Raw genomic sequence first — 13677 nt, 5'->3', positions numbered from 1 at the left:
TCGAGCATGGATATCAAAAGCGCATTGAGCCGTATCGTTGGCCACCTGGACCTGTCGACTGCAGAAATGAGCGACGTCATGCGCCAGATCATGACCGGCCAGTGCAGCGAGGCGCAGATCGGTGCCTTCCTGATGGGCATGCGCATGAAGAGCGAGAGCATCGACGAAATCGTCGGCGCGGTCTCGGTCATGCGTGAGCTGGCAGACAAGGTCGAGCTGGAAAGCCTCGACGGCGTGGTCGACGTGGTCGGTACTGGCGGTGACGGTGCGAACATCTTCAACGTGTCCACGGCAGCGTCGTTTGTACTCGCCGCAGCGGGCTGCAAGGTGGCCAAACATGGCAACCGCGCAGTCTCGGGCAAAAGCGGCAGTGCCGACCTGCTCGAGGCGGCCGGGATCTACCTGAACCTGACGCCAGTGCAGGTTGCCCGCTGCATCGACAGCCTGGGCATCGGCTTCATGTTCGCGCAGAGCCATCACAAAGCCATGAAGTACGCCGCTGGCCCGCGTCGCGAGCTGGGCCTGCGTACCCTGTTCAACATGCTTGGCCCGCTTACGAATCCGGCCGGGGTGAAACACCAGGTGGTCGGCGTGTTTTCTCAGGCGTTGTGCCGGCCGCTGGCCGAGGTGCTGCAGCGTCTGGGCAGCAAGCACGTGCTGGTGGTGCACTCCAAGGATGGCCTGGATGAGTTCAGCCTGGCAGCGCCGACCTTTGTTGCCGAGCTGAAAAAAGGTGAGATCAGCGAGTATTGGGTCGAGCCCGAAGACCTCGGCATGAAGAGCCAGAGCCTGCATGGCCTGGCGGTGGAAAACCCGCAGGCCTCATATGAACTGATCCGCGATGCCTTGGGCCGGCGCAAGACCGAAAACGGCCAGAAGGCTGCCGAGATGATCGTGCTCAATGCGGGCGCCGCACTGTACGCAGCAGACCATGCAATGACCCTGGCGCAGGGCGTAGAGCTTGCCAGCGATGTATTGCACACCGGCCTGGCCTGGGAAAAACTCCAGGAACTGGGCGCCTTTACCGCCGTATTCAAGCAGGAGAACGAAGCATGAGCGTGCCGACCGTGCTGGAAAATATCCTCGCCCGCAAGGTCGAGGAAGTCGCCGAGCGCCGTGCCCGGGTCAGCCTGGCCGAGCTCGAGCAACTGGCCAAGGCTGCTGATGCGCCGCGTGGTTTTGCCAATGCGTTGATCGAGCAGGCCAGACGCAAGCAGCCTGCGGTGATTGCCGAAATCAAGAAGGCCTCACCGAGCAAGGGCGTGATCCGCGAAAACTTCGTCCCGGCCGACATCGCCGTCAGTTACGAGAAGGGCGGCGCGACCTGCCTGTCGGTGCTGACCGATATCGACTATTTCAAGGGCGCCGATGCCTACCTGCAGCAGGCCCGCGCGGCCTGCACGCTGCCGGTGATCCGCAAGGACTTCATGATCGATCCGTACCAGATCGTCGAAGCCCGTGCGTTGGGTGCCGATTGCGTGCTGCTGATCGTCTCTGCGCTGGATGATGTGCGCATGGCCGAACTGGCCGCTGTGGCCAAGTCGGTCGGCCTGGATGTGCTAGTCGAAGTGCATGACGGCGACGAGCTGGAGCGGGCCTTGAACACCCTCGACACACCACTGGTCGGGGTCAACAACCGTAACCTGCACACCTTTGACGTCAGCCTGGAAACCACCCTCGACCTGCTGCCGCGGATTCCTCGCGAGCGCCTGGCGATCACCGAGAGCGGGATCTTCAACCGGGCCGATGTCGAGCTGATGGAAATCAACGGGGTGTACTCGTTCCTGGTTGGCGAAGCGTTCATGCGCGCAGAGCAACCGGGGCAGGAATTGCAGCGGCTGTTTTTCCCGCAGCGGCCGGTACAGAACGTGGTTCAGGAACTGGACTGATTGACCTTGAAGCCGGCCATTGCCGGCTTCGTTGTTTCTACGTGGTGGCTAAAAGGTGGCATCCTGATGAGCGAACAACCTCTGGCCCTGACCGTCGCGCAGGGCCTGCAAGCCGAGCAGGACCTGCTCGCCGCCGTGTGCCGCGGCGATGCCGAGGCCGGCGTGCTGTTCTGGCGCCCGACCGATCAGGCGCTGGTGATGCCGCGGCGGCTGAGCCGACAAGAGGACTTTGAAGTTGCCTGCGCCGAACTGGCCATTGCCGGGTGGCCGGTGCTGCTACGCGAGACTGGCGGCGAACCGGTGCCGCAATCGCATGCAACGGTCAACGTCGCGCTGGTGTATGTTGCCCCGCGTAGCGAAGGCGACCATGGCCGTATCGAGAACGCCTACGAGCGCTTGTGTCAGCCGCTGTGTGAGGTTCTGCGCGAATGGGGCGGGGTGGCTTCGCTGGGCGAGATCGATGGCGCGTTTTGCGATGGCCGTTACAACGTCAACCTCAACGGGCGCAAGCTGGTCGGCACTGCTCAGCGCTGGCGCCAGGGCCTGGGTGGCAAGCGCCCGGTAGTGCTGGTGCATGGCGCCCTGCTGCTGGATGACCAGCGCGAGTCGATGGTGGCGGCGGTCAACCGCTTCAACCAGTGCTGCGGCATTGATCAGCACTGCCGCGCCGACAGTCATATCGCCCTGCATGAAGTGGCGCCGGCAGTGCCCTGGTTCGAGCGCCTGTCCGCCGCCTATGCTGAGGTGATCGCAAGTTTGCCCAAGGATTAACGGGTACCGTAGACCACCATGGTTTTGCCCTTGACCTGAACCAGGCTGCGCTCCTCCAGATCCTTGAGGACGCGGCCGACCATCTCCCGTGAACAACCCACAATCCGCCCGATCTCCTGGCGGGTGATCTTGATCTGCATGCCGTCCGGATGAGTCATGGCATCGGGCTGCTTGCACAAGTCGAGCAGGCAGCGGGCGACGCGCCCGGTGACATCGAAGAACGCCAGGTCGCCGACCTTGCGCGTGGTGTTGCGCAGGCGCTGGGCCATCTGGCTGCCCAAGGCGTAGAGAATGTCCGGGTCGAGGCGGGCGACCTCGCGGAATTTCTCGTAGCTGATCTCGGCCACTTCACATTCGGTCTTGGCCCGCACCCAGGCGCTGCGATACTGCTCCTTGCCGACTGGCTCGAACAAGCCCAGCTCACCAAAGAAGTCGCCATCGTTGAGGTAGGCAATGATCATCTCGCGGTCCTCGTCATCTTCGATGATCACGGTGACCGAACCTTTGATGATGAACGACAAGGTCTCAGCCCGGTCGCCGGCACAAAGGATATCGCTCTTGGCGGCAAACCGGCGGCGCTGGCAGTGCACCAGCAACTTGTCGATGTTCTTGATCTTGGCGGAGAGGGCGGACACAACCATCAGGACATCCTGTTCGATGCGATACAGAGGCTTTTCGGATCGGCTGGCAGGCCGCGCCAGTCATTTGGCGCCAGCTTATCAGGCGCTGCCCAGTGTATCGGCAGCGATGCGTGTTGAGTTGAGCTTTTCCGACGGGCTCACAAGGCTTAAGCTGGCACCCTTTCTACGTATCTGGAGTCGACAAGCATGAAGGCACGCATCCAATGGGCCGGTGAAGCCATGTTCCTCGGTGAATCGGGTAGCGGCCATGTCGTGGTCATGGACGGTCCGCCCGAAGCCGGTGGGCGCAACCTTGGCGTGCGGCCGATGGAGATGCTCCTGCTCGGCCTCGGTGGCTGCAGCAACTTCGACGTGGTCAGCATTCTGAAGAAATCGCGCCAGGCAGTGGAGAGCTGCGAAGCATTCCTCGACGCCGAGCGCGCTGACGAAGATCCGAAGGTGTTCACCAAGATCCACCTCAACTTCGTGGTCAAGGGTCGCGGCCTCAAGGAAGCGCAGGTCAAGCGCGCTGTCGAGCTGTCAGCAGAGAAGTACTGCTCGGCGTCGATCATGCTCGGCCGCGCAGGTGTGGAAATCACCCACAGCTATGAGATCGTCGAACTCGGCTGAGTTGTTCCGTGTTGTAGACCAAGGCCAGCCCGGGCACCAGCGCCAGCAGCAGTGCTGGTGCATTGCTGGCCAGCAGGATGAAAGTCTCGGCGGTGCTCCACGTGGTGCCGAAGCATTGGGCAAACACCAGGCACTGCAACAGTGCCGTGATGCTGGCCGCCAGCAAGAAGACGCCAATCAGCAGTCGGCGTCTGTGAGTAAAGCAGCCCGCCAGCACAAACAGTAACTGTCCCGGCAGGCTCAACAGCAGCAGTTCAAGTGCACTGTTGCTGTCGGGTTCGCCCAGGCTGGGTAGCGTGAGACTGAAGCTCGCTTGCCGGATTTGCGCGGTCATCAGGCATATGAACAGGTAGGCCATCAACGGCAAGCCCAGACTTTGCAGCAGGCGCCGGGCAACTCTCGACATTATCGGCGCAGCCCGGGTAACAGCGTGAGCAGGCGTTCGGGCAAGTTGCCGCGCAAGCTGGCACTGAGCTTTTCACGATGCTTTTGGTAGACAAGGCCCAGACCGATCACGCCGAGGCCGATCAAGGTCAGCAGCAGCGGGAACAACAGCGAGTCGGCAAACACCTGATAGGACAGGTAGCCCAGGTAGGCCGCCACGCCCATGGCGCCGAACACCATGAAGATCGGCCGTCGCAGCAGCACCGCCAGGCCCATCAGGCCCAGGTTGATCAAGCCATACATGGCTTTGCCCCATTCGCTGCCGCTGTCGAGCAGGGTCAATCCACCCCAGAACGCTGCCAGGCCAGCCAGGTAACCCCAGAAGGCGTAGTCCTTGCGCGTGCGTCCATCGACCACGATGCTCAGCAGCAGCACGCCCAGGCCGAACCAGACCGAGACCAGGCGCCGCTGCTCCCAGCTGAACGGCGCGCCGTATATCCACTCAGTCAGGTCCATCGACATGAACCACAGCGCCACGGCGATCGGCATGACGATGAACGGGAAGGTAATCAGGCGCAGCATCAGCAGGCCGGCGAGCACCGTCGCCGCCTCCATCAGCAGCCAGCCGGCTTGCACGTTGGTGTAGTACTGATGGAAGTCGACCTGAGTGTCGTCCAGCGGCCACCAGCCCAGCAAGCGCTGGAGAGCAAACACACTCAGCGGCACAATGCTCACCGCCACTGCGCCGAGCACGCCGGCAGGCACAAGCTGCTGGCGCCGTTGCAGGGCCAGGGCTGATATGGTCAATACGGCGATATACAGCAGGGCGATAGCCAGCAGTGCAGAATCACCGATGCTCATCCAGGCCTCGGTCAGCAGCCAGCCCATGGCGGCCATGATCAGCAGGCCGCCGAGGTAGAACGCTACATGTGCCAGTTGGAAGCTTGCCTGGACAACTGGCTGGCGCCGCAGAAAACTCAGCAGCGCCTGATCCTGGCCGGGTTGCAGAATACCGGCGTCGACCGCACGCGCCAGATCCTTGGCATCGAAACGTTCGGTCATCTGTGTATTCCTAGATACGGTAGGTGCTTTTGGTCATGACCTTGGCCATCAGGCTCATGCCAAAGCGCACGGGCGCCGGGAAGCGATAGCCGCCGGCTTCCAGTGCCGCGTCGGCATGGTGCTCTTCATCGACCCGCATCTGCTCGAGAATGGCTCGGGATTTTTCATCTTCGCTGGGCAACTGCTCGAGGTGTTCATCCAGATGCTTGCAGACCTGATGCTCGGTTGCCGCAACGAAGCCAAGGCTGACCTTGTCGCTGACCAGCCCGGCGATTGCGCCGATGCCGAACGACATGCCGTAGAACAATGGGTTGAGCACACTGGGATGGCTGCCGAGTTGGCGAATACGCTGCTCGCACCAGGCCAGATGGTCGATCTCTTCTTCGGCTGCATGTTCCATCGCTTTGCGCACCTGAGGCAGGCGGGCGGTCAGCGATTGCCCCTGGTACAACGCCTGGGCGCAGACTTCACCCGTGTGGTTGATGCGCATCAAACCGGCGACATGGCGCGTTTGCGCGTCGTCCAGGTCAGCGTCGGGCTGGATGATTGCAGGAGAAGGGCGGGCAGGTTGGCCGCTGAAAGGGAGCAAGGTGCGCATGGCGGTATCGGCCTGCAGCAACAAGCGGTCGAGCGGCGAATAGTGACGTTCGGTAGCCATCGGGCACCTCCGCAAGAGTGATGCCCGACAGTTTACCGCAAACCCCTGGCCGGGGCTTGCCTTGGATCAGCCCGGTGGCCAGTGCATCTGGCGCTGGCCGAGCACGTGCATGTGAATATGGTAGACCGTCTGGCCGCCCAGTTCGTTGCAGTTCATGACTACGCGGAAACCGTCCTCGCAACCCAGCTCCTTGGCCAGACGCTGCGCGGTGAAGAGGATATGGCCGGCGACGGCCTTGTCATCTTCGGTCAGGTCGTTGAGGGTGCGGATCGGCTTTTTCGGGATAACCAGAAAATGTACCGGCGCCTGCGGGGCGATATCGTGGAAGGCCAGAACCTGGTCATCCTCGTAGATGATCTTGGCCGGGATTTCCCGGTTGATGATCTTGGTGAAGAGAGTCTCCACAGCACTTGCTCCATGGTCAGGGTCCGAGCTGAGTGTACCCAGCACGGCGCTGCGCGCACAGTGCTATTGCGCTTCCAGCGGGCAGTAACGGCGATTGATCAAGCCGGCCAGCTTGCGCGTCAACCAACGCGGCAGGAGGCGTGGCAGCCTCGCCAGCCAGCGATTACGCCGACCGGGCATGATCAGCGGGCGGTTCTTGTCCAGTGCGCGGACGGTATACAACGCCACTTCTTCGGCGCTCAGGCAGCGCTGGCCGTTGTCCAGCCTGGGGATCTTGCGCAGTGCCGAGCGTACTGGGCCTGGACACAGCACCGAGACCTTGATGCCGGTACGGCCAAGCTCTTCGCGCAGGGCTTCGGAAAAGCTCAGCACATACGCCTTGCTCGCGGCATAGCAGGCCATCCACGGGCCGGGGGCCACAGCTGCCAGCGAGGCAACGTTGAGAATCTGCCCGCCGCCCTGGATCGCCATCAGGTTGCCAATGGCGTGGCACAGGCGGGTCAGGGCGAGGATGTTGACCTCGAGCAGGTCTTGTTCGTCAGCCCACTCGTGGGCCAGAAACGGGCCATAGGTGCGTTGCCCGGCGCAGTTGACCAGCAGGTCAATGCGCCGCTCGCCTTCTTCCAGCTCAAGCACAAAGCCCGACAGGCGCAGCGGCTGGCTGAGGTCGCAGGCACGCAGCAGCACCTCGACGCCAAAGCGCTGAGCCAGCTCGATTGCCAGCGGTTCGAGGGTTTCGCGATGGCGCGCCACCAGGATCAGGCTACGGCCACGCCGCGCCAGGGCTTCCGCCAGGGCCAGGCCCAGGCCGCTGGAAGCACCGGTGATCATGGCGTAACGGGTCATGCGCGGCTCCTGGGGCGACGGAAAGGGGCGCTAGTGTACAGCGTGGCCAACAGAGGTGTTGCCTTTTGCTACGGCGCCCCAGCGGGTCAGAACGGTTTGACCACCACCAGAATGACAATCGCCAACAGTAGCAGTACCGGTACCTCGTTGAACCAGCGGTAGAACACATGGCTGCGCTTGTTGGTGCCGGCCGCGAAGCGTTTGCGCTGAGCGCCGCACATGTGATGGTAGCCAGTCAGCAGGATTACCAGCGTCAGCTTGGCATGCATCCAGCCCTGGCTGAGCCAGCCTGGGGTCAGGTAGAGCATCCAGATGCCGAACACGAAGGTGGCGATCATCGCCGGGTTCATGATGCCGCGATACAGCTTGCGCTCCATCACGGTGAAGCGCTCCTGGCTGGTGCTGTCCTCGCTTTGCGCGTGATAGACGAACAGCCGTGGCAGGTAAAACAGGCCGGCGAACCAGCAGACCACGCTGACGATGTGCAGCGCTTTGATCCATAGGTAAAGCATGGAGGGTGTTCCTTCAGGTTTTCACGGTGGTCGGATAGTAGTGGTGAAGCACCTGCCGGCGCATCCCAAGAGTTGTTACAGACGGCTGGCAGCCCTATCATCGTGCGCTTTCCAGTCGCATCGTTGATAAGGGGCAAGCGTTATGATCAAGGTCGGTATCGTCGGCGGCACGGGTTACACCGGGGTCGAACTGTTGCGTCTGCTGGCGCAGCATCCTCAGGCCGAAGTCGCGGTCATCACCTCGCGCTCCGAAGCCGGTGTGGCAGTGGCCGATATGTACCCGAACCTGCGTGGTCATTACGACGGCCTGGCCTTCAGCGTACCCGACAGCAAGGCCCTGGCGGCCTGTGACGTGGTGTTTTTTGCCACCCCGCACGGCGTTGCCCACGCCCTGGCTGGCGAGTTGCTGGCGGCCGGTACCCGAGTTATCGACCTGTCGGCTGACTTCCGCCTGCAGGACGCGGTCGAGTGGGGCAAGTGGTACGGCCAGCCGCACGGTGCGCCGGAGCTGCTCAAGGATGCGGTCTATGGTTTGCCTGAGGTGAACCGCGAGAAGATCCGTCAGGCACGTCTGATCGCTGTGCCGGGCTGCTATCCAACCGCTACCCAGCTTGGCTTGTTGCCGTTGCTCGAAGCTGGCCTGGCCGATCCATCGCGCTTGATCGCCGACTGCAAGTCTGGGGTCAGTGGTGCGGGGCGTGGGGCTGCGGTCGGTTCGCTGTTCTGCGAATCGGGCGAAAGCATGAAGGCCTATGCGGTCAAAGGGCATCGTCACCTGCCGGAAATCAGCCAGGGCCTGCGTCTGGCTGCTGGCCAGGACATCGGCTTGACCTTCGTCCCGCACCTGACACCGATGATCCGCGGTATTCACGCCACGCTGTACGCAAATGTCGTCGACAAGTCGGTCGACCTGCAGGCCTTGTTCGAAAAACGCTACGCCGATGAACCGTTCGTCGATGTAATGCCGGCTGGCAGCCACCCGGAAACCCGCAGTGTGCGCGGCGCCAACGTCTGCCGTATCGCCGTACACCGGCCGCAGGGTGGTGACTTGGTGGTGGTGCTGTCGGTAATCGACAACCTGGTCAAGGGCGCATCAGGGCAGGCGGTACAGAACCTCAACATCCTGTTCGGCCTGGACGAGCGCATGGGCTTGTCCCACGCCGGCTTGCTACCTTGATCGCGGTGACCCGCCTTGTGCTGCGGCGTAAGATGGGTCACCTGCTGCTTACGTATTGTTGACCATTTTTCTCGGAGAAGCGGATAATAGCCGCCATCGAGTTTTATGGCGGCACTGCGCCGGGAGAGTCAACATGAGCGTCGAATCCTTCACCCCCACGGCTTTGCAGTTCACCCAAGGTGCTGCAAGCAAGGTGAAGAACCTGGTCAGCGAAGAGGGCAATGCTCGCCTGAAGTTGCGCGTGTTCGTGACGGGCGGCGGCTGTTCGGGCTTCCAGTACGGCTTCACCTTCGATGAAGAAGTTGCTGACGACGACACCATCGTCGAGCGCGAAGGCGTTGCGCTGGTGGTCGATCCAATGAGCTACCAATACCTGGCTGGCGCCGAAGTCGATTACCAGGAAGGTCTGGAAGGCTCGCGTTTCGTGATCAAGAACCCTAACGCCACCACCACTTGTGGCTGCGGTTCTTCGTTCTCGATCTGAAGCAGGGCTGATTGGCAAAACGCCGCGCAATTGCGCGGCGTTTTGCATTCTGCGGGGGCGTTAAGCGGGGTAGACAGCGCCGAGCACGCGCAAGCCCTTGGCGGCGGTAACGCTGGGGCGATTGGCGGGGATGCCCTGCAGGCAGCAATGCGCCAGCCAGGCGAAGGCCATTGCCTCGACCCAGTCCGGATCGACGCCATAGGCTGCGGTACTCGCGACCTCAGCGTCTGGCAACAGCTGCGCCAGGCGCTGCATCAAGGCGCCATTGCGCGCACCGCCGCCACACACCAGCAGGGCCTCGGTGGCGGTCTGGGCATTGCTCAGCGAGTCGATGATGCTGCGGGCAGTCAGCTCGAGCAGCGTGGCCTGCACGTCTTCGTCGCGGCAGGCGGGCAATGCTGCCAGATGGGCTTGCAGCCAGGGCAGGTTGAATACCTCGCGCCCGGTGCTTTTCGGGCCGCTGCCGGCGAAGAACGGGTCACTCAGCAGGCGTTTCAGCAGCGGCTCAATGATCACGCCGCTTGCCGCCCAATTGCCATCAACGTCATATGCCTGGCCGCGCTTGCGCTCGATCCAGGCATCCATCAGCACGTTGCCGGGGCCGCAGTCGAAGCCGTGCACTGGCGTGTTCTGCTCGATCAGGCTGAGGTTGCTGAAGCCGCCGACATTGAGTACTGCCAGGCGCTGACCAAGGTGGCCGAACAACGATTCATGGAAGGCCGGCACCAGTGGCGCGCCCTGACCGCCGGCGGCAACATCGCGCCGACGAAAGTCTGCTACTACGCAAATCTCGGTCAGCTCGGCCAGTAATGCCGGGTTGCCAATCTGCACGGTGAAGCCGCGTGCAGGCTCGTGACGGATGGTCTGGCCGTGGCTGCCGATAGCGCGAATGTCATCAGCTTGCAGGCCTTGTGTGGCCAGCAGTTGCGCGATGCCCTCGGCGGCGAGGGTGGCCCAGCTGTTCTCGGCCAGGCAGGCGCGGGCTATTTCATCAGGGCCGCTGGCGCACAGGCTCAGCAACTGCTGGCGCAGATCGGTGGGCATCGGGGTGTAGTGGGTGGCAAGCAGCCGCAGCTGCTCACCCTGTTCGATCAAGGCGATGTCCAGGCCGTCGAGGCTGGTCCCGGACATCACTCCCAGATAGAGCGCCATGACTCAGCGCTTGTTCGCGGCGAGCAGGGTGGCCTTTTCCTGGTCCATGCGGGCAACCAATGGCTGACTTTGCTGGAGGAAGCGCTGGCGCTCGGACTTGGCGATCGGATCAGCCATCGGCACCTTCTGGCTCAGCGGATCGACGTGGACACCACCTACCTGGAACTCGTAGTGCAAGTGTGGGCCGGTCGACAGGCCGGTAGTACCGATGTAGCCGATGATCTGCCCTTGCTTGACCGTGCTGCCGGTCTTGACGCCTTTGGCGAAGCCTTGCATGTGGCCGTAGAGGGTCTTGTAACGGTTGCCGTGGGCAATGATTACAGTGTTGCCGTAACCACCACGACGGCCTGCCAGTTCGACACGACCATCGCCTGCAGCCTTGATCGGCGTACCGCGAGGGGCCGCGTAGTCGACACCCTTGTGTGCGCGAATCTTGTTCAGGATTGGATGCTTGCGGCCATTGGAGAAGCGCGAGCTGATGCGGGCGAAATCCACCGGAGTACGGATGAACGCCTTGCGCAGGCTGTTGCCGTCAGCGGTGTAGTAGTTGGTGTTGCCTTGTTTGTTGGTGTAGCGCACTGCGGTGTAGGTCTTGCCGCGGTTGGTGAAGCGGGCCGAGAGGATATTGCCGGTGCCGACCACCTTGCCGTCCATGACCTTCTGCTCGTAGACCACGTCGAATTCGTCACCAGGGCGGATGTCCTGTGCGAAGTCGATGTCGTAGCCCAGTACACGGGCCATGTCCATGGTCATGCTGTGCGACAGCCCGGCACGCTGGGCCGAGGCCGACAGCGAGCTCTTGATCACGCCGTGGGCATAGGCAGTGCGCACGACCGGTTTGCTGACTTCGCGCTCGAAGCTGTAACCCTTGTCGGTCTTGCTCAGGCGAATGGTTTCGAGGTTGCTGACCTTACTGTGCAGGGTGGTCAACTGGCCGTCTTTGTCCAGCTCGAACTGCAGTACCTGGCCATGCTTGAGCTGGCTGAACTGCTTGGCTTGCTTGCCGCTGGCGAGCACGTCGTGGACCACGTTGGACGGCAGGCCGACCTTGGCGAACAGGGTCGACAGGGTGTCGCCGCGGGCGACGATCACTTCACGATGGCCTGGCGCCTTGGGTGCTTCAACCGGTGCTTCGGTCTTGGCGGTGTTCTCGGCCGGGGTAGCGGCGTTGTCGATCTGGGCAAATGGCGAGGCTTGCTCGGCAGGTGCCTGCAGCATGGGGGCTGCGTTGGCTTCGTCTTTGAGCTGCTCGGCGGGAGTTTCCAGCTCGAGATTGAGGGTGGTTTTCTTGGCTTCGACTTCGCTTGAAGGGAATACCAGCAAGGCCAGGCTGAGGAGGGCGGCAATGCCGCTCGCGGCCACCAGATGGCTTTTCGGATAAAGCGGCGGCGCTTTAGGCGTTTCTTTAGGCATAGGAAGGTGACTTTGAAAAGGTGAATGAAAAAAGTGAAATAGAAAAGATGAATGACATGATGAAGATGAAATAACTGTATAAAATATAACCAAAAGCAGTTTCGCGCAAGGGCGCATAGACGTCAACAGCGCCCGTTCGGGTCACATCTCGTTGCCAAACTTGTATTTGATGGCCGATCTTGTATGGTTGGCTGCCTTTGAATCTGAGCCTTGCGGGTTTTCTATGAAGTCGGTTGAAGAGCAGCTGGCGCTTATCAAGCGCGGTGCGGAAGAGGTATTGGTCGAGTCGGAGCTGGTCGAAAAGCTCAAGCGCGGTCAGCCGCTGCGTATCAAGGCGGGCTTTGACCCGACCGCACCGGATCTGCACCTGGGGCACACGGTCCTGATCAACAAGCTGCGCCAGTTCCAGGAGCTGGGGCATCAGGTGATCTTCCTGATCGGCGATTTCACCGGCATGATCGGTGATCCAAGCGGCAAGAGCACCACCCGCCCGCCGCTGACCCGCGAGCAGGTCCTCGACAATGCCGAGACCTATAAACAGCAGGTGTTCAAGATTCTCGACCCGGCCAAGACCGAAGTCGCGTTCAACTCCACCTGGATGGACCAGCTGAGCCCCGCCGATTTCATTCGCCTGTCGTCGCAGTACACCGTGGCGCGGATGCTCGAGCGTGACGACTTCGACAAGCGTTACACCAGCAACCAGCCGATCGCGATCCACGAATTCCTCTACCCGCTGGTGCAGGGCTACGACTCGGTAGCGCTGAAGTCCGACGTCGAGCTGGGCGGTACCGACCAGAAGTTCAACCTGCTGATGGGGCGTGAGCTGCAGCGTGCCTACGGCCAGGAAGCACAGAGCATCGTTACCATGCCGCTGCTCGAGGGCCTGGACGGCGTCAAGAAGATGTCCAAGTCGCTGGGTAACTATGTCGGTATCCAGGAAGCGCCGGGGGTGATGTACAGCAAGCTGGTGTCGATCCCGGATTCGCTGATGTGGCGTTACTTCGAGCTGCTGAGCTTCCGCTCCATTGAAGAGATCGAGCAGTTCCGCGCCGATGTCGAGCAGGGCGCCAACCCGCGCGACATCAAGATCAAGCTGGCGGAAGAAATCGTCGCCCGCTTCCATGGCGAAGAGGCTGCGGCCAATGCGCACCGCGCTGCTGGTAATCGGATGAAGGATGGTGAGCTGCCAGAGGACATCCCTGAGGTGACGGTCGCCGCTGTCGAGTCGATGCCGATTGCTGCAATCCTGAACAAGGCTGGCCTGGTGAAGAACTCGGCTGCAGCGCGGGACTTGCTGGCTGCGGGTAGCGTGAAGGTTGATGGCGAAGTGGTTGATCGCAGCTTTGTGTTTGCCTTGGGTGCGACCCATGTGTGTCAGGCAGGCAAGAAAGCCTTTGCGCGGGTTTCGCTGAAAGCAGAGTGATGTTTGCTTCTATATAGAGTGCTTGGCTGTATAGAGAGAGCGGGGAGGCCGAAAGGCCTCCCCGCTTTTGTTTGTGAGGGCCAAATGCACAAAGCTGAAATTAACGGTTGACGGGTTTCTGTAAGCGCTTATAATGCGCCCCACTTCCAGCGTAGTTGGAGCGGAAAACTCCTTGAGATTCAATGAGTTAGAAGTTTCAGAGATGCTGCAAGGGCTTCGATCGAAAGATCGCCAGCGGTGAAAAAGGCAGT

16 protein-coding genes are annotated in these 13677 nt (G+C 61.7%); 7 read left to right on the top strand and 9 right to left on the bottom strand.

Annotated features, from left to right (window positions below):
- The first annotated feature begins 6 nt into the window (after positions 1–6).
- The 3 genes from trpD (at position 7) to IDM28_RS20515 (ending at position 2660) form a co-directional block, all read left to right on the top strand.
- Positions 7–1056 (top strand): anthranilate phosphoribosyltransferase, encoded by a 1050-nt coding sequence (gene trpD, locus IDM28_RS20525; protein ID WP_150571178.1) that lies wholly within the window; start codon positions 7–9, stop codon positions 1054–1056.
- Positions 1053–1889: an indole-3-glycerol phosphate synthase TrpC gene (gene trpC, locus IDM28_RS20520; RefSeq protein ID WP_188036773.1), complete on the top strand. Its 837-nt coding sequence runs from the start codon at positions 1053–1055 to the stop codon at positions 1887–1889. The genes trpD and trpC overlap by 4 nt, the downstream gene beginning before the upstream one ends.
- A gap of 66 nt (positions 1890–1955) precedes the next feature.
- Positions 1956–2660 carry a biotin/lipoate A/B protein ligase family protein gene (locus tag IDM28_RS20515; protein ID WP_188036772.1) on the top strand — a complete coding sequence of 235 codons (705 nt, stop codon included), beginning with the start codon at positions 1956–1958 and terminating at the stop codon, positions 2658–2660.
- On the opposite strand, the gene crp is transcribed toward IDM28_RS20515, so the two are convergent.
- The gene (gene crp / locus IDM28_RS20510; protein WP_188036771.1) at positions 2657–3301 is read right to left on the bottom strand and encodes a cAMP-activated global transcriptional regulator CRP; all 645 of its coding nucleotides are present in this window, start codon (positions 3299–3301) and stop codon (positions 2657–2659) included. The two genes, IDM28_RS20515 and crp, sit on opposite strands and share 4 nt — an antisense overlap.
- 186 nt (positions 3302–3487) lie before the next feature.
- Here crp and IDM28_RS20505 point away from each other — a divergent pair, with 186 nt between their 5' ends.
- A complete protein-coding gene (locus IDM28_RS20505; RefSeq protein WP_150572886.1) occupies positions 3488–3910 on the top strand; it encodes an OsmC family protein in 423 nt (140 codons plus the stop codon).
- Here the strand turns inward: IDM28_RS20505 and IDM28_RS20500 are convergent.
- From IDM28_RS20500 to hemJ, 6 genes are all read right to left on the bottom strand, one after another.
- Positions 3876–4268, bottom strand: coding sequence for a hypothetical protein (locus IDM28_RS20500; protein ID WP_224785546.1), 393 nt, complete (start codon positions 4266–4268; stop codon positions 3876–3878). The two genes, IDM28_RS20505 and IDM28_RS20500, sit on opposite strands and share 35 nt — an antisense overlap.
- Positions 4269–4315: 47 nt before the next feature.
- The gene (locus IDM28_RS20495) at positions 4316–5356 is read right to left on the bottom strand and encodes a DUF2157 domain-containing protein (RefSeq protein ID WP_150571182.1); all 1041 of its coding nucleotides are present in this window, start codon (positions 5354–5356) and stop codon (positions 4316–4318) included.
- A 10-nt stretch (positions 5357–5366) separates the two neighbouring features.
- Entirely contained in the window at positions 5367–6014 is a 648-nt protein-coding gene (gene coq7 / locus IDM28_RS20490; protein ID WP_101322365.1) for a 2-polyprenyl-3-methyl-6-methoxy-1,4-benzoquinone monooxygenase, read from the bottom strand.
- 66 nt (positions 6015–6080) lie between these two features.
- Entirely contained in the window at positions 6081–6419 is a 339-nt protein-coding gene (locus IDM28_RS20485) for a histidine triad nucleotide-binding protein (RefSeq protein WP_101322364.1), read from the bottom strand.
- Positions 6420–6482: 63 nt separating this feature from the next.
- The gene (locus IDM28_RS20480) at positions 6483–7265 is read right to left on the bottom strand and encodes an SDR family NAD(P)-dependent oxidoreductase (RefSeq protein WP_101322363.1); all 783 of its coding nucleotides are present in this window, start codon (positions 7263–7265) and stop codon (positions 6483–6485) included.
- 86 nt (positions 7266–7351) lie between these two features.
- Complete coding sequence (gene hemJ, locus IDM28_RS20475) at positions 7352–7777, bottom strand: protoporphyrinogen oxidase HemJ (protein ID WP_101322362.1); 426 nt, start codon at positions 7775–7777, stop codon at positions 7352–7354.
- A 142-nt stretch (positions 7778–7919) separates the two neighbouring features.
- Between hemJ and argC the strand changes: the two genes are divergently transcribed.
- Positions 7920–8954: an N-acetyl-gamma-glutamyl-phosphate reductase gene (gene argC, locus IDM28_RS20470; protein ID WP_101322361.1), complete on the top strand. Its 1035-nt coding sequence runs from the start codon at positions 7920–7922 to the stop codon at positions 8952–8954.
- Positions 8955–9087: 133 nt separating this feature from the next.
- A complete protein-coding gene (erpA, locus tag IDM28_RS20460) occupies positions 9088–9438 on the top strand; it encodes an iron-sulfur cluster insertion protein ErpA (protein ID WP_101322360.1) in 351 nt (116 codons plus the stop codon).
- 60 nt (positions 9439–9498) lie between these two features.
- On the opposite strand, the gene IDM28_RS20455 is transcribed toward erpA, so the two are convergent.
- Both IDM28_RS20455 and IDM28_RS20450 read right to left on the bottom strand, forming a co-directional pair.
- The gene (locus IDM28_RS20455; RefSeq protein WP_188036770.1) at positions 9499–10590 is read right to left on the bottom strand and encodes an anhydro-N-acetylmuramic acid kinase; all 1092 of its coding nucleotides are present in this window, start codon (positions 10588–10590) and stop codon (positions 9499–9501) included.
- 3 nt (positions 10591–10593) lie between these two features.
- The gene (locus tag IDM28_RS20450) at positions 10594–12003 is read right to left on the bottom strand and encodes a peptidoglycan DD-metalloendopeptidase family protein (RefSeq protein ID WP_181107977.1); all 1410 of its coding nucleotides are present in this window, start codon (positions 12001–12003) and stop codon (positions 10594–10596) included.
- 223 nt (positions 12004–12226) lie between these two features.
- On the opposite strand from IDM28_RS20450, the gene tyrS reads away from it, so the two are divergent.
- Positions 12227–13426, top strand: coding sequence for a tyrosine--tRNA ligase (tyrS, locus tag IDM28_RS20445; RefSeq protein ID WP_188036769.1), 1200 nt, complete (start codon positions 12227–12229; stop codon positions 13424–13426).
- Positions 13427–13677 lie beyond the last annotated feature (251 nt).

The sequence above is a fragment of the Pseudomonas sp. EZ-C24 genome (assembly GCF_014525325.1).
GTDB lineage: Bacteria > Pseudomonadota > Gammaproteobacteria > Pseudomonadales > Pseudomonadaceae > Aquipseudomonas > Aquipseudomonas shirazensis.
Note: the sequence above shows the minus strand (reverse complement) of the source record. Positions and strands in the feature narration are given on the sequence as shown.

What these genes read in the sequence shown, in the direction of transcription:
- trpD (WP_150571178.1), top strand. Translation starts at nt 7, where the DNA reads ATGGATATCAAAAGCGCATTGAGCCGTATCGTTGGCCACCTGGACCTG.
- trpC (WP_188036773.1), top strand. Translation starts at nt 1,053, where the DNA reads ATGAGCGTGCCGACCGTGCTGGAAAATATCCTCGCCCGCAAGGTCGAG.
- IDM28_RS20515 (WP_188036772.1), top strand. Translation starts at nt 1,956, where the DNA reads ATGAGCGAACAACCTCTGGCCCTGACCGTCGCGCAGGGCCTGCAAGCC.
- crp (WP_188036771.1), bottom strand. Translation starts at nt 3,301, where the DNA reads ATGGTTGTGTCCGCCCTCTCCGCCAAGATCAAGAACATCGACAAGTTG.
- IDM28_RS20505 (WP_150572886.1), top strand. Translation starts at nt 3,488, where the DNA reads ATGAAGGCACGCATCCAATGGGCCGGTGAAGCCATGTTCCTCGGTGAA.
- IDM28_RS20500 (WP_224785546.1), bottom strand. Translation starts at nt 4,268, where the DNA reads ATGGCCTACCTGTTCATATGCCTGATGACCGCGCAAATCCGGCAAGCG.
- IDM28_RS20495 (WP_150571182.1), bottom strand. Translation starts at nt 5,356, where the DNA reads ATGACCGAACGTTTCGATGCCAAGGATCTGGCGCGTGCGGTCGACGCC.
- coq7 (WP_101322365.1), bottom strand. Translation starts at nt 6,014, where the DNA reads ATGGCTACCGAACGTCACTATTCGCCGCTCGACCGCTTGTTGCTGCAG.
- IDM28_RS20480 (WP_101322363.1), bottom strand. Translation starts at nt 7,265, where the DNA reads ATGACCCGTTACGCCATGATCACCGGTGCTTCCAGCGGCCTGGGCCTG.
- hemJ (WP_101322362.1), bottom strand. Translation starts at nt 7,777, where the DNA reads ATGCTTTACCTATGGATCAAAGCGCTGCACATCGTCAGCGTGGTCTGC.
- argC (WP_101322361.1), top strand. Translation starts at nt 7,920, where the DNA reads ATGATCAAGGTCGGTATCGTCGGCGGCACGGGTTACACCGGGGTCGAA.
- erpA (WP_101322360.1), top strand. Translation starts at nt 9,088, where the DNA reads ATGAGCGTCGAATCCTTCACCCCCACGGCTTTGCAGTTCACCCAAGGT.
- IDM28_RS20455 (WP_188036770.1), bottom strand. Translation starts at nt 10,590, where the DNA reads ATGGCGCTCTATCTGGGAGTGATGTCCGGGACCAGCCTCGACGGCCTG.
- IDM28_RS20450 (WP_181107977.1), bottom strand. Translation starts at nt 12,003, where the DNA reads ATGCCTAAAGAAACGCCTAAAGCGCCGCCGCTTTATCCGAAAAGCCAT.
- tyrS (WP_188036769.1), top strand. Translation starts at nt 12,227, where the DNA reads ATGAAGTCGGTTGAAGAGCAGCTGGCGCTTATCAAGCGCGGTGCGGAA.